The 24,157-nt window shown below is 46.1% G+C and carries 19 protein-coding genes; 11 read left to right on the top strand and 8 right to left on the bottom strand.

The window, feature by feature from the left end; genetic code table 11:
• Positions 1 to 158: 158 nt before the first annotated feature.
• The 4 genes from AC27IJ_RS11905 to AC27IJ_RS11890 form a co-directional block, all read right to left on the bottom strand.
• Positions 159 to 1,112, bottom strand: a complete 954-nt coding sequence (locus AC27IJ_RS11905; protein ID WP_312442488.1) for an ABC transporter permease — start codon at positions 1,110 to 1,112, stop codon at positions 159 to 161.
• Positions 1,109 to 2,218: an ABC transporter permease gene (locus AC27IJ_RS11900; protein WP_312442489.1), complete on the bottom strand. Its 1,110-nt coding sequence runs from the start codon at positions 2,216 to 2,218 to the stop codon at positions 1,109 to 1,111. The genes AC27IJ_RS11905 and AC27IJ_RS11900 overlap by 4 nt, the downstream gene beginning before the upstream one ends.
• The gene (locus AC27IJ_RS11895) at positions 2,215 to 3,750 is read right to left on the bottom strand and encodes an ABC transporter ATP-binding protein (RefSeq protein WP_312442490.1); all 1,536 of its coding nucleotides are present in this window, start codon (positions 3,748 to 3,750) and stop codon (positions 2,215 to 2,217) included. Before AC27IJ_RS11895 ends, AC27IJ_RS11900 begins: the two co-directional genes overlap by 4 nt.
• A 207-nt stretch (positions 3,751 to 3,957) precedes the next feature.
• Positions 3,958 to 5,127, bottom strand: coding sequence for a BMP family lipoprotein (locus tag AC27IJ_RS11890; protein WP_312442491.1), 1,170 nt, complete (start codon positions 5,125 to 5,127; stop codon positions 3,958 to 3,960).
• Between the two features lie 235 nt (positions 5,128 to 5,362).
• Here AC27IJ_RS11890 and AC27IJ_RS11885 point away from each other — a divergent pair, with 235 nt between their 5' ends.
• Complete coding sequence (locus AC27IJ_RS11885; RefSeq protein WP_487148991.1) at positions 5,363 to 6,694, top strand: MATE family efflux transporter; 1,332 nt, start codon at positions 5,363 to 5,365, stop codon at positions 6,692 to 6,694.
• A gap of 267 nt (positions 6,695 to 6,961) precedes the next feature.
• A complete protein-coding gene (ppdK, locus tag AC27IJ_RS11880) occupies positions 6,962 to 9,586 on the top strand; it encodes a pyruvate, phosphate dikinase (RefSeq protein ID WP_312442494.1) in 2,625 nt (874 codons plus the stop codon).
• A 251-nt stretch (positions 9,587 to 9,837) separates the two neighbouring features.
• On the opposite strand, the gene AC27IJ_RS11875 is transcribed toward ppdK, so the two are convergent.
• Entirely contained in the window at positions 9,838 to 10,320 is a 483-nt protein-coding gene (locus tag AC27IJ_RS11875; protein WP_312442496.1) for a MarR family winged helix-turn-helix transcriptional regulator, read from the bottom strand.
• A 277-nt stretch (positions 10,321 to 10,597) separates the two neighbouring features.
• On the opposite strand from AC27IJ_RS11875, the gene AC27IJ_RS11870 reads away from it, so the two are divergent.
• From AC27IJ_RS11870 to cooS, 5 genes are all read left to right on the top strand, one after another.
• The gene (locus AC27IJ_RS11870; protein ID WP_487148988.1) at positions 10,598 to 11,791 is read left to right on the top strand and encodes a MalY/PatB family protein; all 1,194 of its coding nucleotides are present in this window, start codon (positions 10,598 to 10,600) and stop codon (positions 11,789 to 11,791) included.
• On the top strand, positions 11,792 to 13,177 hold the full coding sequence (locus AC27IJ_RS11865) for a cation:dicarboxylate symporter family transporter (RefSeq protein ID WP_487148986.1): 1,386 nt from the start codon (positions 11,792 to 11,794) through the stop codon (positions 13,175 to 13,177).
• 32 nt (positions 13,178 to 13,209) lie between these two features.
• Positions 13,210 to 14,907 carry an FAD-dependent oxidoreductase gene (locus tag AC27IJ_RS11860; protein ID WP_487148984.1) on the top strand — a complete coding sequence of 566 codons (1,698 nt, stop codon included), beginning with the start codon at positions 13,210 to 13,212 and terminating at the stop codon, positions 14,905 to 14,907.
• A gap of 143 nt (positions 14,908 to 15,050) precedes the next feature.
• On the top strand, positions 15,051 to 15,674 hold the full coding sequence (locus AC27IJ_RS11855; protein WP_312442501.1) for an undecaprenyl diphosphate synthase family protein: 624 nt from the start codon (positions 15,051 to 15,053) through the stop codon (positions 15,672 to 15,674).
• 98 nt (positions 15,675 to 15,772) lie between these two features.
• The gene (cooS, locus tag AC27IJ_RS11850) at positions 15,773 to 17,686 is read left to right on the top strand and encodes an anaerobic carbon-monoxide dehydrogenase catalytic subunit (protein WP_487148981.1); all 1,914 of its coding nucleotides are present in this window, start codon (positions 15,773 to 15,775) and stop codon (positions 17,684 to 17,686) included.
• Between the two features lie 138 nt (positions 17,687 to 17,824).
• Here the strand turns inward: cooS and AC27IJ_RS11845 are convergent, their stop codons facing one another.
• From AC27IJ_RS11845 to AC27IJ_RS11835, 3 genes are read right to left on the bottom strand one after another with little or no spacing between them, the layout of a single operon-like run.
• Positions 17,825 to 18,694, bottom strand: a complete 870-nt coding sequence (locus AC27IJ_RS11845) for a hypothetical protein (protein WP_487148979.1) — start codon at positions 18,692 to 18,694, stop codon at positions 17,825 to 17,827.
• The gene (locus AC27IJ_RS11840) at positions 18,682 to 19,437 is read right to left on the bottom strand and encodes an ATP-binding cassette domain-containing protein (RefSeq protein ID WP_312442506.1); all 756 of its coding nucleotides are present in this window, start codon (positions 19,435 to 19,437) and stop codon (positions 18,682 to 18,684) included. The genes AC27IJ_RS11845 and AC27IJ_RS11840 overlap by 13 nt, the downstream gene beginning before the upstream one ends.
• Positions 19,427 to 20,137: a GTP-binding protein gene (locus AC27IJ_RS11835; RefSeq protein WP_312500583.1), complete on the bottom strand. Its 711-nt coding sequence runs from the start codon at positions 20,135 to 20,137 to the stop codon at positions 19,427 to 19,429. Before AC27IJ_RS11835 ends, AC27IJ_RS11840 begins: the two co-directional genes overlap by 11 nt.
• A gap of 74 nt (positions 20,138 to 20,211) precedes the next feature.
• Between AC27IJ_RS11835 and AC27IJ_RS11830 the strand changes: the two genes are divergently transcribed.
• Genes AC27IJ_RS11830 through AC27IJ_RS11815 form a run of 4 tightly spaced genes read left to right on the top strand, consistent with a single transcriptional unit; the run spans position 20,212 to position 24,111 of the window.
• Complete coding sequence (locus AC27IJ_RS11830) at positions 20,212 to 20,898, top strand: Crp/Fnr family transcriptional regulator (protein ID WP_312442509.1); 687 nt, start codon at positions 20,212 to 20,214, stop codon at positions 20,896 to 20,898.
• A gap of 51 nt (positions 20,899 to 20,949) precedes the next feature.
• Entirely contained in the window at positions 20,950 to 21,711 is a 762-nt protein-coding gene (locus AC27IJ_RS11825) for a nitrogenase iron protein NifH (protein WP_312442511.1), read from the top strand.
• Positions 21,701 to 22,960 (top strand): nitrogenase component 1, encoded by a 1,260-nt coding sequence (locus AC27IJ_RS11820; protein ID WP_487148976.1) that lies wholly within the window; start codon positions 21,701 to 21,703, stop codon positions 22,958 to 22,960. The genes AC27IJ_RS11825 and AC27IJ_RS11820 overlap by 11 nt, the downstream gene beginning before the upstream one ends.
• Entirely contained in the window at positions 22,960 to 24,111 is a 1,152-nt protein-coding gene (locus AC27IJ_RS11815) for a nitrogenase component 1 (protein ID WP_487148974.1), read from the top strand. Before AC27IJ_RS11820 ends, AC27IJ_RS11815 begins: the two co-directional genes overlap by 1 nt.
• Positions 24,112 to 24,157 lie beyond the last annotated feature (46 nt).

The raw sequence follows: 24,157 nt of genomic DNA, 5'->3' as shown, positions 1-24,157 counted from the left end.
TTGCCCAGATATTATAGAAAATTTCCTAAGGGCGGCTGTGGCCTGCTGCGGCAGGATTTCCCCATAAACAGGAGGGATACAGGCAGCGGAATAAAAAAAAGGCATCCGCAAAAAAGAAAGTTCATACCTTCTTTTTTGCGGATGCCTTTCACTGTCTTTTATCTCTGTCCCTTATCGTAAGGAATACCCTCTGCCTTTGGAGCCTGAGAGTTTCTGGAAGTGAAGATCAGCACGATCAAAGTGATGATATAAGGCACCATTTTATAGAAGTAGCTTGGAATGCCCATTGCGCTTAAGAACGGGATACCGGAATAAGCGGATGCGATAGCCTTCATGAGTCCGAAGAAAAGGGAGGCAAGCATGATATTGACCGGTTTCCACTGGCCGAAGATCAATACAGCCAGAGCCAGGAAGCCATATCCGGCTACGTCTGCGTTAAAATTGGTGGAGGTGGGAACCACAAAAACCAGTCCTCCAAGTCCGCCAAGGGCGCCGGAGATCATTACTCCTGCATACTGCATCCGGTATACGTTAATGCCGGCGGAATCGGCCGCCTGGGGATGCTCGCCGCAGGCCCTAAGCCTTAAACCAAACCTGGTTTTATAAAGAACTATGGCTGAAAGCAAAAAGATTGCGATCCCAATATAAGTGGTGATATAAGCGTTCTGGAACAGGAGAGGACCGAAAAACGGAATTTTTCCTAATAACGGAACAGATGTAATGCGGAAGGTGTTGTTAAACTGTACCTGCTGTACTCCCTGAATGACACGGGCCACAAAAATGGCAAAGGCAGGAGCAAACATGTTTAATGCCGTACCGCTTATTACCTGATTGGATTTCATGTTGATGGACGCGTAAGCGTGGAACAGGGAAAATACCATACCGGTCGCCATGGAGATCAGCACCGCAATGATGAGCTGGAGCTGTCCAGTCATGGAGCCGCCTGTAAAATGAATGAACAGGATTCCGGTAAAGGCTCCCATGGTCATGATTCCTTCCAGGGCAATGTTAATGATGCCGCTTCGTTCGGAGAACATGGCTCCCAAAGCCACGATCATGAGAGGAATCATGAAGTACATGGTCTGCTGGAAAATAAAATAAATTACGTTCATGATTTCGTTCCTCCTTCCTTTGTGCTTTCGGCTTTTTCGCCTTTCTGCCTGTGGATCTTAGAAAGAATAATCTTTACCATAAGGGCAAAGGCGCTGAAATAGATGATGACTGCTACGATGATGTCAATGATTTCCGTTGAAAACTCAAATAGCTGCAAGTAAAAGCCTCCGGCTGTTAAGTATGCGATAAAGATGCCGGAGAAGAGAACTCCGATGGGGTTGCTTAAACCCAGCAATGCAACGGAAATACCGGTAAAGCCTTCCGATGCCAGCACGTCCTTGATTTCAATGTGCTTTCCGGTACCGGCCAGATACAAAAGCCCTCCTGCAAGTCCTGCAATGGCTCCTGCGATCACCATAGACAGGATGATGCTCTTTTTCTCATTGATGCCGGCGTATTTACTGGCATCCCGGTTAAAGCCCACGGCCTTTAACTCATAGCCAAAGGTTGTTTTGTTAAGGAGGAGCCAGATCAGGATCACCGTAAGGATTGCAATGAGGATTCCGCCGTTTACGCTGGAACCCGGGAATATCTTATCAAGTCCCATCTTTGGGATGTTGGCTGTTGCCGCCACATTCCTGGATTCATTGCGCAGGTTGTTAAATAAGGGCTTATAGCTTTTTACGATCCAGTTTACCAGATACATGCCGATGTAGTTCATCATTATGGAAGCGATTACTTCATTTACGTTAAAATAAGCCTTTAATAGTCCTGGAACAAGACCCCATACGGCTCCCAGGATGATGCTGGCAAGTAGAGCGGCTACCCAGTGAGCCGGTCCTAAGGACGTCCAGAGAATTCCTACATAGACAGCGCCAAATCCGCCCATGATAAACTGGCCGGGAGTTCCGATGTTAAAAAGCCCGGTCTTAAAGGCAAATCCCACAGAAAGCCCGGTGAGGATGATAGGAGTCGCATAGTAAAACACCTGTCCAATGCCTTTCGCTCCATGGGTAAATGCACCAGATAAAATCGTTGCAAATCCGGGAAGTGCCTGCTTCGGATTGCAGAGGAACAAGATGATCAGGCCTACGATCAATCCAAGCACAATGGCAAAGATGGAAGAGAGAATTCCTGTATGATCCTTTATCTGTTTCGGTTTCATGATCTGCCACCTTCTTTCTTTACGCCTGCCATATAAAGACCCAATTCCTGAACAGTGACGTTCTTGGGGTTTAAGTCGGCTGCTATTCCGCCTTCAAACATGACTAAAATCCGGTCGCTTAAATTCATGACTTCATCTAATTCCAGGGATACTAAGAGAATCGCTGCTCCGGCATCTCTTTGTTTTATCAGCTGGCGGTGGATGTATTCAATGGCCCCAACGTCTAAGCCGCGGGTGGGCTGAACGGCCAGAAGGATATCGGGAACCTTAGAGATCTCTCTTGCCACAATGGCCTTTTGCTGGTTTCCGCCGGACATGCTGCGGGCTGTGGTAAAGGGACCTTCACTGCTTCTAATATCGTAATCCTGGATCAGTTTTTCCGCATATTCATAAATCTTGTCATTTTTTAAGAATGTACTGCTTTGGAAGTCCTTTTCAAAATACTGCTGAAGCACCAGGTTGTAAGCCAGGTTATAATCCAGGACAAGCCCGTGTTTGTGCCGGTCCTCCGGTATGTGGGATAAACCATGGGTATTTTTGTAGCGGATGCTCTTTTTTGTCACATCTTCCCCGTTGATGGTAACGGTACCGGTGCTCATATCGGAAATGCCGGTAATCGCATGGATGAGCTCTGTCTGGCCGTTGCCGTCAATGCCGGCGATACAGACGATTTCACCTCTTTTTACCTTGAAGGAGACATCATGGACCAGCTTCTTTGTCTGGCCTTCCCTTTTGGCTTCTACGGAAAGATCCTTAACTTCCAGCACAACTTCTCCGGGCTTGGAAGGATTCTTGTCAACAGTTAAGTTCACCTTGCGGCCAACCATCATTTCTGACATTTCTTCAGGCGTTGTATCTGCTACCTCTACCGTTCCAATATATTTACCGCGGCGCAGGACAGAACAGCGGTCCGCAACCGCCTTGATTTCATTGAGCTTGTGGGTGATAAACAGGATGGACTTGCCTTCCTTTACCAGATCTTTCATGATCTGCATCAGTTCCTCAATTTCCTGAGGGGTAAGAACCGCAGTGGGTTCATCAAAAATCATGATTTCGTTGTCGCGATAAAGCATTTTCAAAATCTCGACCCTTTGCTGCATGCCAACGGTAATATCCGATATGATTGCATCCGGGTTTACGAATAATTTGTATTTCTCGCTTAAATCCATAACCTTTTTGCGGGCGTCATCCATCTTTAAAAACCCGCGTTTCGTCGTTTCAATGCCCAGAACAATATTCTGAAGCACGGTAAAATTCTCTACCAGCTTAAAATGCTGATGAACCATACCAATACCCAGGGCATTGGCATCTAAAGGTCCGGTGATTTTTTCTTCCTTGCCTCTGACCTTAATGACGCCTTTTTCCGGCTGGTACAGGCCGAATAAGACACTCATGAGCGTGGATTTTCCAGCGCCGTTTTCACCAAGCAGAGCAAGTATCTCGCCTTTCTCTAATTGCAGAGTGATGTCATCATTGGCGATGATACCAGGAAATTCTTTCGTGATGTGAAGCATCTCAATAATGTAGTCCATAAAATCCCCCTTAATTCGGTACCTATCTATGGGACCTGGTTAATTATATATACCTTGGTATTTTTCTGCTTTTATGAAAAATAAAAAAGAGATGCCGTAAGAGACCAGGTCTGTTCTGACTGGTGAATCAAACGGCATCTCCTTTCCACTTTCATTGCCCAGCTTTTTGGGCATATAGGTATGCCTAAAGGACGTTCCTTATGCAGGCTATTCTACAAAGTTAATTTTTGTTTTATCAAGCTTTAAGTCAACTGTAGGATTGTTGTTATCCTGAGAAGGCTGTACAAGTTCGATCTTACCGTCTTTTAACTGAGTAAAGATAGCATCATAATCCTGCTGTGTGAACTTGGCGAATTTGGACGTTTCCATTGGAAGTCCGATACCATTGTTCTTAGCAGAGAAAATGCTTGTCTTTCCGCCTGGGAAAGCATTGTCATAGAAAGCTTTTACTCCGTCGTAAACGGAAACGGACAGCTCTTTCATTGCTGAGGTGATAACAGTATTGGATTCATAGCTCTGGTCAACGTCAACGCCGATAACCTTTGTGTTTTTTTCTTCCGCAGCAGCCATAACGGAGTTACCAACTGCGCCTCCGCATCCAAAGATCACTTCGGTTCCGTTCTGGTACCAGGAAGCTGCCATGGACTGTGCTTCCGGTGTAGCTGCAAATGCTCCTGTGTAGTTGTACATGATTTCTACGCTGTCGATTCCCATTTCCTTTGCTGCAAAGTCAGCACCTTCTGCAAATCCGTAGCCGTAACGGATAACTGCCGGAACTGCCATACCGCCTAAGAAGCCAAGCTTTGTATAGCCGTCTTTCACTGCAGCATAGCCGGCTAAGAATCCGGGCTCGTCTTCCTGGAACAGGATCGGCATTACATTAGCCTCTGTTCTGAATTCTGAATAATCGCCATTGTGAGGCTCGCCATCCAGAAGGATGAAGTGAACATCCTTGTACTGATCCTGGGCAAGGAATACAGGCTCTTCAAATAAAAATCCGGGGCAAACAACTAACTTAGCGCCGCCTTCGATTGCAAGGCCGATAGTCTCAAGATAAGAATCGGTGGTGCCTTCCTGAGGCTGGTAGTATTTGTAGGAAAGTTTGTTTTCCTCCGCATACTTCTTCATGCCTTCCCATGCGCCCTGGTTGAAGGACTTGTCATCAATGGTTCCTAAGTCTGTAACTAATGCAAGCTCATACCCGTTGTCTGATTTTTCTGAAGCTGCGGCGGTTGTATCTGCCGTTTTTTCAGCAGCAGTTGTGGTTTCCGCAGGTGCAGCTGTAGTAGCGTTACTGCCTGGATTGGAAGAACCGCATCCGCTTAAGGCTGCAGTCATCATGACTGCCATCGCTAATGCTAATGCTCTCTTTTTCATAATCTTGTTTTTCCTCCTGTTTTTGATTAATTTTAGAGACACCACTAATGTACCACATTTTCTTTCCAGAAACAATCTCATTTGGTGTTATTTTACAGAAAAAATCAAAAAACAATCGATCATTTTATGGAATATATTCCTTAGTCTTGTATACTGGACGATTATTCCCGGATTTTACTTGTTATTTAAGAAAAAAATGATAAACTGTTAAAAGACTTGAAAAAGGAGAATATTTATGAAAAAGGCAAACTTACTGGAAGAACCGGTGAAGAATTTATTTTTAAGGTATCTGATGCCCTCCATCAGTGCCACTCTGGTCACCTCCATATATATATTGGCGGATACCTTAATGATCGGGCGGGGAGTAGGCCCCATCGGAATTGCTGCCTTAAACCTGCTTCTGCCCTTATACAGCTTGTTTTTCGGAACCGGCCTTCTGTTTGGCGTTGGCGGGGGAGTGCTCTTATCCATTTCCAAGGGAAAGGGAGATGAGCAAGGGGCCAGGGAGTATTTTACGGCTGCACTCTGTATGGCGGCCGTTGCCGGCGTATTCTATGTAACGGCAGGGCATCTGCTGTTTGATCCTGTGACAAAGTTTCTGGGGAGAAATGAAACCATGGATCTCTATGTCAGGGGATACGGAAGGATCCTGGTGTCAGGTGCGCCTGTATTCCTGCTTTCCTCTTTCCTGCAATCCTTTGTCAGAAATGACAGGGCTCCCAAAATGGCCATGGCCGCCGTGATCACCGGCGGCGTCACCAACGTGATCCTGGATTATATTTTCATCTTTCCCATGAACATGGGAATGGCGGGAGCGGCGGCGGCTACCGTGATCGGCTCCTGCCTGACCTTAGGCATCCTGCTCAGCCACTTGTTTTCCAAGGGAAATTCCCTGAAAATCGTCCTTCATATTAAATGGAGAAGAGCAGGAGAAATCCTGATAAACGGCCTTTCCAGCTTCTTATTGGAAACGTGCAGCGGTATTGTCATGTTTTTATTCAACCGCCAGCTTTTGGCTTACGTTGGCGACCTTGGAGTGGTGGTGTATGGCATTATATCCAACAGCGCTCTGATCGTTGCTTCTATTAATAATGGTATCTCCCAGGCGTCCCAGCCCATTCTGGCCTTGAATTACGGGGCCGGAAAAAAAGAGCGGTTAAAGGAAACACGCCGCATGGGAGAGTTGGCCGTTTGTTTTGCCGGTTTGCTGTTTGCTGGAATCGGTATGCTTTTCCCGGCTCTTGTAACAAAGGCTTTTGTAAGGCCCACGGATGAGATTTTAGCGATGTCGGTTCCTGCTGTCAGGATTTACTTCCTGTCATTTCTGCCCATGGGATTTAATATATTGTTCAGCACCTGGTTCCAGTCTGTGTTAAAGCCGGGAAAGGCACTGTTCATCTGCCTGATGAGAGGACTTGTTTTAAGCAGCGTTCTGGTATTTCTTCTTCCGACGGCATTGGGAGTAACCGGAATCTGGTCCGTCATGCCTGCAGCAGAATTTTTAACGCTTGGGATCTGCCTGATATTGCTGAAAGAAAAGAAATCTGTTTTGACTGAAAATTTCTGAAATTGTCTGGTTAAAATCAGGAGGTAAAACAGTGGGACTCAGGTGCAAAATTCGTATATACGAACAGAAATCGCATATCAGAAAATGACAGAATATGGAAGTACTTTCATTATAATTGTATTGAAAAAAGAGCTAATTTTTGACAATAATTAAAGAAACCCCCTTTACTAGCGGTTGAATTATGCTATAATATCTGCAGGGCTTTTCCGCAAAAGATAACGGCAGAAGAGCTGAACAACCAACACAATTTGAGGAGGATATTTACTTATGGCAAGAAAATGGGTTTATTTGTTTACCGAAGGTAATACAAGCATGAAAAACCTGTTAGGAGGAAAAGGCGCCAATTTGGCAGAGATGACAAATTTAGGCCTGCCGGTTCCCCAGGGGTTTACCATAACAACAGAGGCTTGTACTCAGTATTATGAGGACGGCGAGAAGATTAACGATGAAATCATGGACCAGATCATGGAACACATCACTAAGATGGAAGAGATCACCGGAAAGAAGTTCGGCGATAAGGAAAATCCTCTTCTGGTTTCTGTTCGCTCCGGTGCAAGAGCATCCATGCCTGGTATGATGGATACCATCTTAAATCTTGGTTTAAATGATGAAGTAGTGGAAGTTCTGGCTGCAAAATCCGGCAATCCCCGTTGGGCTTGGGATTGCTACCGCAGATTTATCCAGATGTTCTCCGACGTAGTTATGGAAGTTGGCAAAAAGTTCTTTGAAGAGCTTATCGATAAGATGAAGGAAGCAAAGGGAATCACAGAGGACGTAGATTTAACGGCTGAGGATTTAAAAGAGCTAGCTAAACAGTTCCAGGCAGAATATAAGGAAAAGATCGGAGCTGAATTCCCGACAGATCCGAAGTTACAGCTGATGGAGGCCATCAAGGCTGTTTTCCGTTCCTGGAACAATCCAAGAGCAAACGTATACCGCCGCGACAACGATATCCCATATTCCTGGGGTACTGCTGTTAACGTTCAGATGATGGCGTTCGGAAACTTAGGCGAGACCTCCGGTACCGGTGTTGCATTTACACGTGACCCAGCAACCGGCGAAAGACACCTTATGGGTGAGTTCTTAATGAACGCACAGGGCGAGGACGTAGTTGCCGGTATCCGTACACCGCAGAAGATCGACCAGTTAAAGGAAGTTATGCCAGAGGCCTATGAGCAGTTCGTAGGAATCTGCAACAAGCTGGAAGACCACTACAGAGATATGCAGGATATGGAATTTACCATTGAAGATAGAACGCTTTACATGCTTCAGACCCGTAACGGCAAGAGAACAGCAAAGGCTGCTTTAAAGATTGCATGTGATCTGGTTGACGAAGGCATGATTTCAGAGGAAAAGGCAGTTAAGATGATCGATCCAAGAAACTTAGATACCTTACTCCATCCTCAGTTTGATACAGAAGCTTTAAAGAAGACAGAACCCATTGGAAAGGCTCTGGCAGCATCTCCAGGAGCTGCATGCGGTAAGATCGTATTTACAGCTGACGAAGCAAAAGCATGGCATGAAAGAGGCGAGAAGGTTGTTCTGGTTCGCCTTGAGACCTCTCCGGAGGATATTGAAGGTATGAAGGCCGCTCAGGGTATCTTAACCGTACGCGGCGGCATGACTTCTCATGCAGCAGTTGTTGCACGTGGAATGGGTACATGCTGTGTATCCGGCTGTTCCGAAATCGTTATGAATGAAGAGAACAAGAAATTCGTCCTGGCAGGCAAGGAATATCATGAAGGAGACTTCTTATCCCTTGATGGATCTACCGGAAAGATCTATGACGGAATCATTCCGACAGTAGACGCAGCCATTATCGGTGAATTCGGAAGAATCATGTCATGGGCAGACAAGTACAGAAGGCTGAAAGTAAGAACCAATGCTGATACACCTGCCGATGCAAGAAAAGCAAGAGAACTGGGTGCAGAAGGAATCGGCCTTTGCCGTACCGAGCATATGTTCTTTGAAGGAGACAGAATCGACGCATTCCGCGAGATGATCTGCTCCGATACTGTTGCAGAGAGAGAAGCAGCTCTTGAAAAGATCCTTCCTGTACAGCAGGATGACTTTGAAAAGCTTTATGAAGCATTGGAAGGAAATCCTGTTACCATCCGTTTCTTAGATCCGCCTCTGCATGAGTTCGTTCCAACAGAGGAAGATGACATTAAGAAGCTGGCAGATACACAGGGCAAGACTGTTGCTCAGATCAAGAGCATCATCGATTCCTTACACGAGTTTAACCCAATGATGGGACATCGTGGATGCCGTCTGACAGTTACCTATCCTGAGATCGCAAAAATGCAGACAAAGGCAGTGATCCGTGCAGCCATCAACGTTCAGAAGACACATTCTGACTGGAACGTTTGCCCGGAAATCATGATTCCGCTGATCTGTGATGAGAAGGAATTAAAGTTTGTTAAGAAGATCGTAGTTGAAACTGCTGACGCAGAGATCGCTGCAGCAGGAAGCAACTTAAAATATGAAGTAGGTACCATGATCGAGATCCCAAGAGCATGCTTAACCGCTGATGACATTGCAAAAGATGCAGAATTCTTTTGCTTCGGAACCAATGACTTAACTCAGATGACCTATGGCTTCTCCCGTGACGATGCAGGCAAATTCTTAAATGCTTACTATGACACCAAGATCTTTGAGAATGACCCATTTGCAAAACTGGATCAGACCGGTGTAGGCAAGCTTATGGAAACAGCAATCAAGTTAGGCAAGGGCGTTCGTCCGGAAATGCATGTTGGTATCTGCGGCGAGCACGGCGGAGATCCTACTTCTGTAGAGTTCTGCCATAAGATCGGTTTGGATTATGTATCCTGTTCTCCATTCCGTGTGCCGATTGCAAAACTGGCAGCAGCACAGGCAGCGCTTAACAATTAAGGAAAACATTAGATTCTAAAAATATGTTTCCTTCATGACGCTGAAGGCGAAGCGATTTTAAGATATTATATGTATCATCTATATATGATAGTCGAAGGGGGTTGTGGTACCGGCAGTTTCGTACACGGCCCCTTTTGATGTTTAAAATACTATAAAGAATGCAACATATCAGAAAAGCTGCTCAATCTGACCATACGGTTTCGATCATGCAGCTTTTTTGCTGTTCTTAAATATATTTACGGTTGATGTGCCTATGATTCCAAATCAGATTTCAGAAGTTCATTATACTTTTCAATAATCCGGTAAAAGGCGTCTAAGTCTGACTCACCGCACTGTTCAATCAGATAGGAGGTGGTCTGTGTGATGTCTGCAACATCGTAAGCTTTGTGAACCGAGGAAAGTCTCTGTCCCTTGTCTGTCACGTACAGGCATACGGACTTTTCATTATTCTCCTTGAAGCGTTTTTCTATATATCCGGAGTCAACCAGCTTCTTGATGACCTGGGAAATGGCACTTTTGCTTTTGTGCCATATCTTTGACAGCTCAGTGGCAGTAATCCCGGGGGAGTCGTCAATGTAGGTAAGAGTGTGTATCTCCATCATGTTAAAATTTTCATTCTCATATGTGTGATGGGCATAGATGTAGTTGTGATATAAGATGATGAATTCATACAATGTATCTGCCCGTGCATTCAACTTTTGATACGCGCTGTTTATATCTGAAATATGACTCATATAGATGCTCCTGTTCCAATTGATGATGACTGCTCATGTAATAGTACCATATATAGAATAGGGCTTCAATATATTATTTCAAACAAGGCTGGAAATATTGTTAAGTGAATTAACTATAAAAAATAAAATTCAATATTTTATGTGAAAAATGCCCTAATTATAAAAAATGTATTAAAATTATATTGACAATATGCACTAGTTATTTTATAATATTGTTCAGTTAGTAAACAATATTTAGCACTATCTTGCTTATACTAGAAAAAGGATGGTATTTTTAATGGACATTGAGAAGTTCTGTAGGGAAAATTGTGTGGAGCGACGGGGAACGGGTACATTAAAGTGGGACTCACTTCAGGAGATTTTTGGAGATGCAGACTTACTTCCGCTCTGGGTTGCCGATATGGAGATCCAGTCACCGGCAGCAGTAAGGGAGGCGCTGGTGAAGCGTGTGGAGCACGGCGTGTTTGGCTATGGCACGGTGGAGGATACATGTTTTGAGTCTTTCTTTGCGTGGCAGAAGAAGCATCATAATGTAGAACTTGCCAGGGAAAATATAAGGTTTGCTACCGGGGTGGTGGGATCCTTATATGCGGCTGTAAGGGCATATACCAAAGAGGAAGCGTCCGTTATTATCTGCCCCCCTGTATACTACCCATTTTATGATGCCATACTGAACACCGGCAGAAAGCTGGTAACCTGTGAGCTTGATAATAACAACGGTTATTACACTCTGGATTTTGAAAGGTTTGAGAAGGAGATCGTGGACAATAAGGTAGAGATGTTCATCCTGTGTTCTCCCCATAACCCTGTAAGCCGGGTATGGTCAGAGGAAGAGCTGGATACCATGTTCGGCATCTGCCGCAGACATGGGGTATTGGTGGTTTCAGATGAGATTCATCAGGATTTTACTTATGAGGGGAAAAAGTTCGTATCATCCGCACTGGTCAGGAACGGTAAGTATAAGGATATTCTGATTACCTTAAATGCAGGTTCCAAGACATTTAACTTAGCCGGGCTGATTCACTCCCATGTAATCATATTTGACAAACCGCTGATGGAAACCTATGATGCATACATCAAAGGAATTGGTTCACCGGAAGTCAACCTCATGGGTGTTGCAGGCGTGGAGGCCGCTTTCCGGGGAGGGGAAGAATGGCTGGAGAATGTGAAAGCGCTGATTATTCACAATTACAATTATATGAAGCAGGAGTTTGCAAGGGAACTCCCTAAGATCGTGGTTACGCCTCTGGAAGGAACATATCTGTCCTGGATTGACTTAAGGGGCTATCTCACAGGGGAAGAGACTGCCGGCTTTATCCAGAATAAGTGCCGTCTTGCCTGCGACGCTGGGGAATGGTTCAGCCTCATGGCACACGGATTTATCCGGATTAACCTGGCTACGGATACAAAGAATGTTGTTACTGCTGTTGAGAGCATTATCAAAAACATCAAAGAAAAGGTGGGGGAATAAATGGCTGTTTATATCAGTGTAATCTGTTTTTTAATCTATCTGGGTGTTCTGTTTGTATTACAGAAAAAGGGCAAATCTTTTAATGTACGTGTAGTAGCCGGTCTGTTCGGTGGTATTATATTTGGTGCGATTTTAAAGACAGTGGCAGATGATGCAGCGGTTTCTGAGAGCCTGCGCTGGATCAGTCTGGTGGGTACTGCTTATACCAAGCTTTTGAAGATGATGGTTATCCCACTGATTTTTGTATCCATCGTGTGCGCTATCATTAACCAGAAGTCAGGCAAGAACCTTGGAAAGATTACCGCTCTTGTACTGGCAATCCTCCTGTCCACGGCAGCAGTTTCAGCAATGGTAGGCGGTGTTACAGCTATGGCATTTGGTGTCAGCGCAGAGGGACTGGAGATTGGCGAGGCTGAGAGCAAGAAGACTTCCCAGCTGGAGGAGAAGGCTAAAGAGGGTCTTTCCATTGAAGATACCATTATTGACATCATTCCATCCAACCCAATCTTTGCCCTGTCCGGACAGGGAAACAATGCAACCCTTTCCGTGGTGCTCTTTGCAGCATTCCTTGGAATCGGAGTAATCGGGGTACGGACATATGCTCCGGAACAGGCGGAGTTTTTCGGGAAAATAATGAATTCGCTAAACACCTTGGTGGTGGAAGTGGTCATGATGATTATTATGCTTACGCCATTCGGTATCTTCTCATTGATGACCAAGACCATTGCCGGAAGTGACTACACCAGCATCCTGCGGCTTGTTACCTTTGTTCTTGCTTCCTATACAGCTATATTTATCATGTTCATCATCCACGGACTAATACTGGCTGCAGTGGGAGTCAGCCCGCTTACATATTTTAAGAAGGCCATGACAACCCTGGTATTTGCATTTACTTCCCGTACCAGTGCAGGAACCCTGCCGCTGACCATCAGAACCCTGACAGATGAGATGGGCATGGATAACGGAGTTTCCAACCTGGCCGGTTCCCTCAGTACCTCCATCGGACAGAATGGCTGTGCGGCTATTTATCCTGCCATGCTGGTAGTCATGGTGGCTCCTGCTGTGGGCCGGCCCATTACACCTTCCTTCTTTATCCTGATGGTAGTCATCATCACATTTGCCTCCATCGGTATCGCCGGTGTAGGCGGCGGCGCAACCTTTGCAGGTATCACTGTGTTATCCGCACTTGGACTCCCGGTTGGTCTCGCAGGTTTGCTGGTAGGAATTGAGCCAGTCATCGACATGGCCAGAACTGCCCTGAATGTAAGCGATGGTATGGTAACCGGTTTAGTAGCTGCAAAACTGACCAAAAATATTGATATGACAGTATATAATGACAAGTCGCGGAACCTGGAAAAGAAGTCAGCTTCAGCAAAAGGGGATTAATAATAAAAATAATTTACAAAGGATGTGCGAACATGGGTAAACGTGTTCTTATTGTAGGAGGTGTTGCCGGCGGTGCGTCCGCCGCAGCCAGAATAAGGCGTCTGGATGCAGATGCGTCCATAACCATATTTGAACGGGGAGAGCATGTATCCTTCTCCAACTGTTCACTTCCCTATTATTTAAGCAGGACCGTGGAGGATAAGGACTATCTGGTGCTGATGACGCCGGAGGGATTTGAGGATTCCTATGATATTGAGGTGCGTGTTAACTGTGAGGTGTGCAGCATTGACCGCAGTCTCAGGAAAATACGTATTAAAGACAGTGTATCCGGCCGGGAATATGAAGAATCATATGATGAGCTGGTGCTTTCGCCGGGATCATTTCCGATCCGCCCTAAGTCAATCGAGGGAGTATCTCTCCCTCATGTATTCACAGTGCGCAATGTGAATGATATTGCAATGCTGGATCAATATGTTACCAGGGAAGAAGTCCGCAGTGTGGTTGTAATCGGAGGCGGCTTTATCGGCCTGGAGGTGTCGGAAAATCTGAAATCTGCAGGAAAGCAGGTAGCTGTGGCAGAGGCTGCCAGCCAGATCATGGCACCTTTTGATTATGATATGAGCCAGATTCTGCAAAAAGAGCTCTATGATCAGGGCGTGGAACTGGCTGTGGGTGACGGTGTTAAGGCCATCACTGAGGATAAGGTAATCTTAAATTCAGGCAGGGAGTTACCCTGTGATGCAGTGGTGCTCTCCATTGGAGTACTGCCGGAGACAGAGCTTGCAAAGCAGGCCGGTCTGGAAATCGGTGAGACTGGTGCAATCAAGGTGACACCGGATTACCGGACCAGCGACCCGCATATCTATGCAGTGGGTGATGCCATCGAAGTCTACCAGCGTCTGACCCACAAACCAACCAGGCTCCCGTTAGCTGGTCCGGCTCTGCGCCAGGCAAGGGCAGCCGCTGATGCCATATATGGCATGTCCACCAGGAATAACGGAGTCATTGGCTCCTGCGCTGTCAGGCTGTTTGAGTTTAACGCTGCTGCCACAGGCCTTAATGAGAGAACCGCAAAAGCAAATAATATACCATGTGATTCTGTCTACACCATGGCCATGGATAAGGTAGGCCTGATGCCCGGCAGTTCTCCCATGCACTTTAAGCTTGTATTCGAAGTACCCACAGGAAGGATCCTGGGAGCCCAGGCCATCGGCAAAGGCAATGTAGACAAGCGGATCGACGTTATCGCAACCCTTATTGCCATGAACGGAACACTGGAGGACTTAAAAGGACTGGAACTCTGCTACTCACCGGTGTTTGGCACAGCAAGGGATGTGGTTAATTTATCTGCACTGGTGGCACTCAACGTCCTGCACGGAGTCTTTAAACAGGTTCATGTTAGTGAAGTGAGAGAATTGGTGGAGAGCAAAGCCTGCATCATCGATGTGAGAGGCCGGGACGAGTTTGAGATGGGTCATCTCATTGGAGCTGTGAATATCCCCTTAGGTGAATTGAGGAAGCGTGTATCAGAGATTCCTCATGACAGGCCGGTATACTTACACTGCAGGACCAGCCAGAGAAGCTATAATGCATGCATGGCGTTAAAGGGCCGAGGTTTTGACAATATCATTAACATTTCCGGTTCCTTCCTGGGAATCAGTTGTTATGAATATTTTACGGATATGACTACGAGGCGGGAGAAGATACTAACGGAATATAATTTTATGTAAAAGTCATATATGGAGATGGACGGTAAGCCCTGGGAAAAGGGGCATACCGTCTGTTTTTATGGGGGGAAGAATTATGGAAGAGAAAAAAATGGCTATACTTTCTATATAATTCAAATATAGCAGGTAAAAATGGAGGAATGTATATGAGAATTCCAAAGCACATCGGGATCATACCAGACGGCAACCGCCGCTGGGCCCTTGGAAAAGGGATGGGGAAAGAGGCAGGATATGACAATGGAATATCCCCTGGAATGGTCCTTTACCACCTTTGCAGAAAACTTGGGATTAACGAAATGACCTTTTACGGCTTTACCGTGGACAACACAAAGCGTCCATCAATCCAAAGGGAAGCCTTTTCAAAGGCGTGCGTAAAAGCCGTGGAGGAACTGTCAAAGGAAGATGCCGAGCTTTTGGTTCTGGGAAAAACAACGTCAGCCATGTTTCCGGAGGAGTTAAAGCCATATACCAACAGACACCAGTTCGGCAATGGGGGTATGAAGATCAACTTTCTGGTCAATTACAGTTGGGAGTGGGATCTGGGACTTCATGACGGAGCCATAGGTCCTGAATTAAAAACCGCCGATGTTTCCAGGATCGATCTGGTGATCCGGTGGGGAGGCCGCAGAAGGCTGTCCGGTTTCTTGCCGGTACAGTCCGTTTACTCGGATATGTATGTGATCGATGATTATTGGCCGGATTTTACACCCCAGCACGTATACGATGCGATTGAATGGTACTCCAGGCAGGATGTGACCCTGGGAGGTTAACGATACACGGAGCGGACCGTTTGGTTCCGTTGCAAAAAGAATAGGGTTTCTAAAATTTGACATACTACTGACTGAATGATATTTTAATGGAGGTAATTATGCCAGAGACGGTTTTAGAAAAGACAGAAGGACGGGTAAGCTATCATGACTCCGTGGAAGAGATGCTGGTGAGGATAAGGGATGACGGATTATCAAGCGTATTTTCCAGATGGGACGAGCAGGAAAAGATACGGTGTAAATTTTGCCTGCAGGGATTAAGCTGCCAATTATGTACCAATGGACCTTGCAGGATCAATGAACAGAAGGGACCAGAAAAAGGTGTTTGCGGAATTGGACCAGATGCCATGGCCATGAGAAATCTTCTTATGAGAAACATTATGGGAGCGGCCACCTATGCCCATCATGCTTATGAGGCCTTCCGGACCTTAAAAGAAACTGGAAAAGGAAATACAGTTTTTCAGATTACAGACGTTGATAAATTAAAGTGGATGTGTGAAAAAACCGGGATCAATACAAATCAGGATGTGAACCAGATGGCTGTCTGCCTGGCAGAGTTTCTTGACCGGGAGATGAAAATAAACCCTGATGAGAAAAGTGTGATGGTGGAAGTCTTTTCACCGAAGAAACGAAAAAAGATTTGGGAAGACTTACACATTTACCCATCAGGCGTTGAACACGAAGTGCAGAACAGCATTGCAAGCTGCCTTACCAACGTAGATGGCGATTATGTTTCCTTGGCAACAAAAGCTCTGCGCTTAGGTCTTTCTACGATTTATACTGCGCAGATTGGCCTTGAAATGACGCAGGATATCTTATTTGGAACGCCGATGCCTCATGAAGTGGATGTGGATTTGGGAATTATGGATCCCGACTACGTAAATATTGCATTTAATGGACATCAGCCCTGGATTGGCGTCGCTGCTTTACAGAAGGCAAGGATGCAGAAGTATCAGGATATGGCCAGGCAGGCCGGTGCAAAGGGAATCCACATCGTAGGCTCCATTGAGACCGGACAGGAATTACTGCAAAGATTTGAAATGGATGATGTGTTCGTTGGACTTATGGGAAACTGGTTATCCATTGAACCGTTTTTAGCAACAGGAACGGTGGATGCATTTGTAATGGAAGAAAACTGCTCTCCGCCGGCCATTGATCAATATGCAGAAAAATATCAGGTTGCGCTTGTAAGCGTCAGCACGATTATCGGTGTTCCCGGCACAGAACATAAGATGCCATATTATCCGGGCAAGGCAGAGGAGATGGCGGAAACGTGCATAAACGTTGCCATTGAGAACTTTAAGAAAAGGCATGGCCAGATCAAGCCAATGGTACCAAAATACAAGCAAAAAGCCATTGCCGGATTTTCCACTGAAGCAGTGTTAAAAGCAATCGGAAATGATTTAGATAATCTGGTGGATGTAATCGCAAAAGGCCAGTTAAAAGGAATTGTTGCCCTGGCTAACTGTTCCACATTGAGAAATGGACCTCAGGATTGGAATACGGTGAATTTGACAAAAGAACTGATTAAAAAAGATATCCTTGTTGTGGCAGGGGGCTGCGGAAATCATGGATTAGAGGTTGCGGGAATGTGCAATTTGGACGCCGTCGATCAGGCTGGGGAAGGACTGCAGGGAGTGTGCAGGGCTTTGGGAATCCCCCCTGTGTTAAGCTTTGGAACCTGTACGGATACAGGAAGGATTTCCATGCTTGTAACGGCCCTGGCAGACCATCTGGATGCGGACATCTCTGACTTACCTATCGCAGTGACAGCACCAGAGTGGATGGAACAGAAGGCCACCATTGATGGCTTGTTTGCCATTGCATATGGAGCCTATACCCATCTTTCTCCCACTCCCTTCATCACCGGCGCACCAAAACTTGTAAAGCTGCTCACAGAAGATGTAGAGGGACTGACCGGAGGCAAAGTGGCTTTAGGAGATGATCCGGTACAGGTAGCCAATGATATTGAGGAACATATCATGAAAAAAAGGCGGAAAATGGGCTTAAATTAGATTCCAGGCGGGAAATGAAATGCCCCCGGAAGATGAAATGACAAGTTTCAAAGACTTTGCAGATAAAGGGCTTCGGGGATTTTACCGAAGCCTTTTTTTATATAAATATCGGACAGACGGAAAGTTAACGCAAACCTTTCAGGTGATTTTAGAGAAGTCAGGATAAACAAAGCGAAATTGATATTCAGCCACCATGTTAACATCTTTTGTCTGCTGAAAACAGGGCTGTATTTCCCCATATTCAGCAAAGTAATTACAAAAGTCTGCCGTAAACAGTTTTGATAAAATCCATCCGGCAAGATCCGGTGGCAGAGTGTTCTTTACAGCGATGAAAGAAGGAACAGTTAAGGCTCCCTCTTTTGGATACCGGAGTGAAAGAAGTGTTTCATCTGCCCGGAAAGCAAAGATGGAGGGAGTAATTGCCGCAGGGAGGATCCCTTTTTGGACGCTTTGGAGAGATTGAACCGGCATATCCAGGATCGTGGCATTTTCCATGAAAAGATCGGTAAATTCTTTGCCGTACAGCCAGGTAAGCTGTTTAAAGACACCCCGCCCGGCTGAATTAGCCTTTCCTCCAAAAACCTTGGGATACACTGCCAGTTCTCTAAGGGTTTCAGGCAAAGGCTGACCGGCTAATAACTGTCTGTTAAATACCATGATAAGCGGGATTACTAAAAAAGGAAGAAGACGCTTGTCCTGACAGAGATTGCTGTTACGGATCTCTTTTTTTAATGGAAGTAAGTCCTGTATTTCCAGAAGGTCTTCCTTAAACAAACCATAAATTTCCGGATCTTCAAACACCTCTAAATCGGTGGAGACTATGATATCCGGTGTGATCCCGGTGTTTTTCACCTCTTCTGACAGTTTTTTCGGATATCCCAGACCAAAATATTCTGTTTTCAGCAGGATATCCTGTTCTTTCAGAAGCGATGTTACTTTTTCTATATGTTTCTTTTCATACCGGTGCAGGACACAGATATTATTCCAGTACATACTTATTTCACGCATAATTCGCCGACCCTCATCTTTCTTTGCATTTCTACAATATATTGCTGGTATGCATGCAGACGTTCCCAGGTTTCCTGTTCCTTTTCATTGCTTTCGATTACCGATTGTATTCCGCCGTTTTTCATACAGATCCGGCAGTCACTCATTAATGCTGTGTGTGGGTCGTGTGTGGCGATCAGTACCAGTTTCTGCTTTTTCAGCAGCAGATGTAAAGACTTTTCTTTATGGATACCGGCATTTTCCACTTCGTCAATCAAAACAATTGGACTTTCACACAGAATGGCTACATCTGCGATCATCAGGGCGCGGCTTTGGCCGCCGCTTAAAAGATTTAAGCTGTCACTTCCATGCAGATGTTCCGGAGTAATGGTATTGGCCTGGTCAATGACTTCCGGAAGAACCGTTTGCCAGTCCCGCTGCCGGCAGGTACAGTGCATGCGGATAAATTCCTCTACTGTCACATCCAATACGAAACGCATATTCTGGCTGAGATGGGCAATCAGCTGCCTGGAGGTGTGAAAGCGGGCTTGTCTTTCCGGTATGTTTCCGTCGATCCATATATGCCGCCCGGAGACCGTGTCGCCGCAGGCCAGTTGTTCTAAATCCTGAATCAGCCGGCTTTTCCCTGAACCGGTATGGCCTACAACTGCGAACAGTTGTCCGGGCTTCATGGTAAGGGGAGCAGGAGATTCTGGCTGTCCGTTTTTATTGCGGCCTGGGATAATTGTCAATTCATGAAACATAGGGCACCTCCTTAAAGTCCATCTTTTCCACAATTCCCTGCTGATACATGGAGCCGATCCGCTTTTCTCCCACACAGTAAGAGCAGACACCGGCAGGCATGGTGTGACGCAGGGTGTCATTGCTGTTCCATACTGTTTCGGGAAGGCTTTCTAAGTACTGGAAGAGAAGTCCGCTGCCGTAACCGGATAATCCGTCTACAGGAAAGATATGAGCGGTTGGATTTAAGGAACTTATATTATAGTGGATAATTTCTTTTTCTGCCTGTGAAACCATATCGATTTTGGTCATGAGAATGATATCAGCGGTTGTCAGCATCGGCCCCAGTTTTTTGGGGGAACGAAGACTGCTGGTACAATCTGTCACACAGATGCTGACCGTGTGGGCGGTGGCAGGTGAACAGCGGTTACAGAGTCCGGCAGTTTCGATAATCAAATATTCGGTTTTCTGCTGTTCATTCCATGCGATCATTTCCTCCAGGTTTGAAATCAGAAAATGATCCGGGCATATGTCACCGGATAAGCCCAGTATAAAAGGAACGTTCAAAGCCTGATAGGCAGCAGGATCATCGGAATGCAGACAGTCAATCTTGCAGACAGAGGAGCACTTGCCGGCAGACTGAATATGCCGGATCAGATTTGTGGCAGCAAGGGTCTTGCCGGTGGCTGCTCCCCCGCTAATGAGAATTATTTTACTTTTCATTTTTCCTGTCTCCTTGTATAATAATGGTGTTTCCACCGTATTATAGCAGACATAGGAAGAGGGAGGTGTCTCATGTGACACAACGGGAAAAAGACCTGGAATTTTTAAAAACCACAGAATTATTCCGGGGAATGAATGTAGGGGGTATGGAGTATGGAATGTGCAGCTTAAAAAAAGGCAGCTTGGTCGGCAACCGTTACCTGGGAGAGAAATCCATCGGTATTGTAGTAACCGGCGAGATTACCGTCTCTTCGGTCACTCAGGATGGAAAAGAATTAACCATGAAACGGATTTATCCGAAAGACTGTTTTGGGATCTGCACGATTTTTACTCATGCTGAGATGCCCAACACACTCCAGTGCATGTGCCCCACAACCGTACTGTACATAAAGAAAAGTGAACTTTTGAAGGTGTTTAAAAGGGATCCGGAGCTGATGCTTCATATCATGACGATTTTCAATAAAAAGATTCTGTTTCTGCAGAAGAAAATCGAAATGCTCAATACCACCTCTGCCAAAGCACGTCTGGCAGATTATTTAGTGAGTCATGCCAACAGCAATGGGGTGATTTTCCTGCGTACAGGTAAGACCGGCTTATGCTCAAGCCTGGGAATCAGCCGTGCGACATTGTATCGGGAACTGGACAACTTCCGGCTTTCTCAGGCAATCGAGTATACGGAACAGAAGATCGTGATCAGGGATGTATCTCATTTGAGACAGTTTTCCCGGTGTCATCTTGACTCCCAGGCAGCTTCATGTTAGTATGCAGGGGTTAGTCGACACTAACTAAAAGCGAGCTAAGGAGAGTCATATATGTTAAAGATTGCAGTATACGGGAAGGGAGGAATTGGCAAGAGCACAACTACCTCAAACCTGGCAGCAGCATTGTCTGACATGGGATATCGGGTGATGCAGATCGGTTGTGACCCAAAAGCAGATTCCACACAGAATCTGACATTGGGAAAACCGGTAAAGACAGTTTTGGATGCAATTAAGGAAAAGTCTGATCATGTGGAGCTTTCAGATATCGTATTTCCCGGTTACAACGGGGTGTTATGCGTGGAAGCCGGAGGCCCGACTCCTGGAATTGGCTGCGCGGGGCGCGGCATTATTACCGCTTTTGAGCGGTTGGAAGCATTAAATGCTTATGAGATATACAAGCCGGATATCATACTTTATGATGTTCTTGGTGATGTGGTATGCGGAGGCTTTGCCATGCCCATTCGGGGCGGCTATGCGGAACATGTATTTGTTGTTACTTCGGGTGAGAAGATGTCCCTTTATGCGGCAGCTAATATTGTCAGTGCTGTGGGACAGTTTTCCAAGCGGGGATATGCCCGGTATTCAGGAATCATTTTAAACTCAAGAAATATAGAAAAAGAACAGGAACTGGTATCTGAATTTGCAGAGGAAAGCGGCGGGAAGATCGTGCGGATTCTGCCCCGGGATGGAGTTGTACAGGAGGCAGAGCATCAGAAGAAAACAGTTGTGGAAGCATTTCCTGACAGTGCTATGGCAGGAGAATACCGTACATTAGCCAAATCGATTCTGGAGGTGTGTGGTCATGAAAACTGATTGCAGTACTCTTCATTATACATCGCCTGCCCACGGCGGGTGGGGGGTGGTCCGGCTGGCCATGCTGGTTCCGGAAAGTTACCAGCTGTTTGTTTGTCCCTTTGCCTGCGGAAGGCATGGGGCGCTTGGAGCCATCGGGCATGGCTTAAAAGACCGTCTCTCCTATTTATACATTGATGAAAGTGATATTGTATCGGGAGGATATGAGGATTTAATTCCGGAAGCGGTGGCAGAGCTCCTGGAAGCTCTGGAGAAAAGGCCTAAGGTTCTGATGATCTTTGTCAGCTGCCTGGATGACCTACTGGGAACAGACCATGAGTCCATACTGGCTGTTTTACAGGAACAGCATGAAGATGTACGGTTTACTTTCTGCCATATGAACCCGATCACCCTGGATACGGATAATCCTCCTCCGGTCAATATCCGCCGGAAGATGTACGGTCTCTTAGAACCGTCGGAAGGTAAGATGCGGCAGGTCAATCTCATAGGGAATCCGGTGCAGATCCGGCCGGAATCCGAATTGTTTGCGTTTTTGCAGGCGCTGGGAATCCAGCAGGTCAACCACATTGCACAGTTTGAAACCTTTGAAGCATACCAGCAGATGGCGGCTGCCCAATGGAACCTGGTGATAGCTCCGCCGGCAGTGAAACCGGCCATAGACATGAAAGACCGGCTGAATATTGACTTTGAGTTAGCCTATACTAACTATCGGGAAGAAGATATTCTGAATACCTATGAACGGCTGATGAAAAAGCTGGCGGACAAAGAGGAGGTCCGGTTTGATCTGGAGCCGTACCAAAGGAAAGCGAGGCAGGCTGTCAGGGAGGCCAGAGAGGCAGTCCGGGATAAACCGGTTTTTATCGATTACACGGCTGTGGTTTTTCCTTTTGCGGCAGCCAGGGCATTATGTGAGGCAGGATTCCATGTGGCAGGAATTTTTGCCCGGACAGTTGGGGAAGCAGAAAAGGAACATGCGGACTGGATCTATGAACATATGCCGGAAATTCAGATTTTGAATCCAATCGCCTATGATATTCCCACAACGATCGGAGCATTTCCGGAGGACAGCATTGCTATCGGCTTTGAAGCCGCATATGTTACCCGTGCCCGCCATGTGTATGGTCTGGTAAACAATGAAGGAAACTATGGATTTGACGGTTTAGTACGGCTGATGCAGGGAATCGTCCATGCGGTTCAAGTGGAAGAAGATTTAGAAACGCTTATAAAAAAATATGGGTTGGTGATATAATGCATAAACTTTCGATACAACTGCCTCCCTTTGCTCCTGATTATTCCGGTGTATGTTCTGCGCTGTTTGCGCTGGGCGGCCTGCTGGTGATACATGATGCTTCCGGCTGTACGGGAAATTATACTGGTTATGATGAACCAAGATGGTATGATTCCCGCAGTCTGGTGTACTGTTCAGGACTCAGGGAAATGGATGCGATTCTTGGCAATGATGAAAAATTTATACAAAAGATAGAAAACGCCGCAAATGATTTAAAGCCGAATTTTCTTTGCTTTCTGGGAAGTCCGGTTCCCATGGTCATTGGTACAGATTTAGAAGGGATCGCGGCAGAGCTGGAAGAACGTACCGGAATTCCTTCCATCGGACTGGCCACAACCGGTTTGCATTACTATGATAAAGGGATTTCGGATGCTTACATAGCTTTTGCGAAAAAGTTCTTTCCGTCACCGCAGGAGGTCAGTCCGTCTGGGGACAGCGTCAATATTCTGGGACTGACACCTCTTGATTTCTCCAACAACAGCAATGCAGTTGACTTGATCGGCGAGCTTGAGAAACGGGGCTTTACCATTCAGGCGGATTTTTCTATGGTATCTGATTTCCATAAGGTTTGTCAGGCACCGTCTGCCGGTGTAAACCTGGTAGTGTCAAAGAGCGGCCTGGGCCTGGCAGAATATATGAAAAAAAGGTATCAAATTCCTTACGTGGTGGGAGTGCCGGCCGGGGAGTCGGCGGCTGACCGTTTGGCGGTAATGCTGAAAGAAACAATGGAAGATAAACAGGAGAGGGTATTGGAAACGGCTGCAGAAGAAACGAGTCAGGTTTTGATGATCGGTGAAGAGGTTTTGATCCGGTCGCTGGCGTTTCATTTTCAAGAAGAGAGGGGAATAAGGGAAATCCAGCCGGCGGTTTTATTTGGCAGAACACAAGGGGTGTACCGGCAGGACAGCCTTGCGCTGAACAGTGAGAGTGATATCAGAAAACTGGTGAACAGTGGAAGATACCATACCATTATAGCTGATCCGCTGATCCGGCAGCTGATCCGGGAAAAAGAAAGTGTTCGATTCATCGAGCTGCCCCATGTGGCGGTTTCCAGCAAGGTATGCTGGGATCATGCGCCGCAGCTGATGGGAAAACGATGTGCTGTAATATAACTTATCAGATGCTGCAAAGCAACTTCTGATAAAAAGAGTAAGAAGG

Source organism: Lacrimispora sp. YZC11, from assembly GCF_057543815.1.
Note: the sequence above shows the minus strand (reverse complement) of the source record. Positions and strands in the feature narration are given on the sequence as shown.

Excerpts from the sequence above, each read along its gene's own strand:
- AC27IJ_RS11860 (WP_487148984.1), top strand. The coding sequence starts at position 13,210 with ATGGGTAAACGTGTTCTTATTGTAGGAGGTGTTGCCGGCGGTGCGTCC.
- cooS (WP_487148981.1), top strand. The coding sequence starts at position 15,773 with ATGCCAGAGACGGTTTTAGAAAAGACAGAAGGACGGGTAAGCTATCAT.
- AC27IJ_RS11875 (WP_312442496.1), bottom strand. The coding sequence starts at position 10,320 with ATGAGTCATATTTCAGATATAAACAGCGCGTATCAAAAGTTGAATGCA.
- AC27IJ_RS11815 (WP_487148974.1), top strand. The coding sequence starts at position 22,960 with ATGCATAAACTTTCGATACAACTGCCTCCCTTTGCTCCTGATTATTCC.
- AC27IJ_RS11845 (WP_487148979.1), bottom strand. The coding sequence starts at position 18,694 with ATGCGTGAAATAAGTATGTACTGGAATAATATCTGTGTCCTGCACCGG.
- AC27IJ_RS11855 (WP_312442501.1), top strand. The coding sequence starts at position 15,051 with ATGAGAATTCCAAAGCACATCGGGATCATACCAGACGGCAACCGCCGC.
- AC27IJ_RS11840 (WP_312442506.1), bottom strand. The coding sequence starts at position 19,437 with ATGTTTCATGAATTGACAATTATCCCAGGCCGCAATAAAAACGGACAG.
- AC27IJ_RS11865 (WP_487148986.1), top strand. The coding sequence starts at position 11,792 with ATGGCTGTTTATATCAGTGTAATCTGTTTTTTAATCTATCTGGGTGTT.
- AC27IJ_RS11905 (WP_312442488.1), bottom strand. The coding sequence starts at position 1,112 with ATGAACGTAATTTATTTTATTTTCCAGCAGACCATGTACTTCATGATT.
- AC27IJ_RS11835 (WP_312500583.1), bottom strand. The coding sequence starts at position 20,137 with ATGAAAAGTAAAATAATTCTCATTAGCGGGGGAGCAGCCACCGGCAAG.
- AC27IJ_RS11820 (WP_487148976.1), top strand. The coding sequence starts at position 21,701 with ATGAAAACTGATTGCAGTACTCTTCATTATACATCGCCTGCCCACGGC.
- AC27IJ_RS11900 (WP_312442489.1), bottom strand. The coding sequence starts at position 2,218 with ATGAAACCGAAACAGATAAAGGATCATACAGGAATTCTCTCTTCCATC.
- AC27IJ_RS11890 (WP_312442491.1), bottom strand. The coding sequence starts at position 5,127 with ATGAAAAAGAGAGCATTAGCATTAGCGATGGCAGTCATGATGACTGCA.
- AC27IJ_RS11870 (WP_487148988.1), top strand. The coding sequence starts at position 10,598 with ATGGACATTGAGAAGTTCTGTAGGGAAAATTGTGTGGAGCGACGGGGA.
- AC27IJ_RS11895 (WP_312442490.1), bottom strand. The coding sequence starts at position 3,750 with ATGGACTACATTATTGAGATGCTTCACATCACGAAAGAATTTCCTGGT.
- AC27IJ_RS11825 (WP_312442511.1), top strand. The coding sequence starts at position 20,950 with ATGTTAAAGATTGCAGTATACGGGAAGGGAGGAATTGGCAAGAGCACA.
- ppdK (WP_312442494.1), top strand. The coding sequence starts at position 6,962 with ATGGCAAGAAAATGGGTTTATTTGTTTACCGAAGGTAATACAAGCATG.
- AC27IJ_RS11885 (WP_487148991.1), top strand. The coding sequence starts at position 5,363 with ATGAAAAAGGCAAACTTACTGGAAGAACCGGTGAAGAATTTATTTTTA.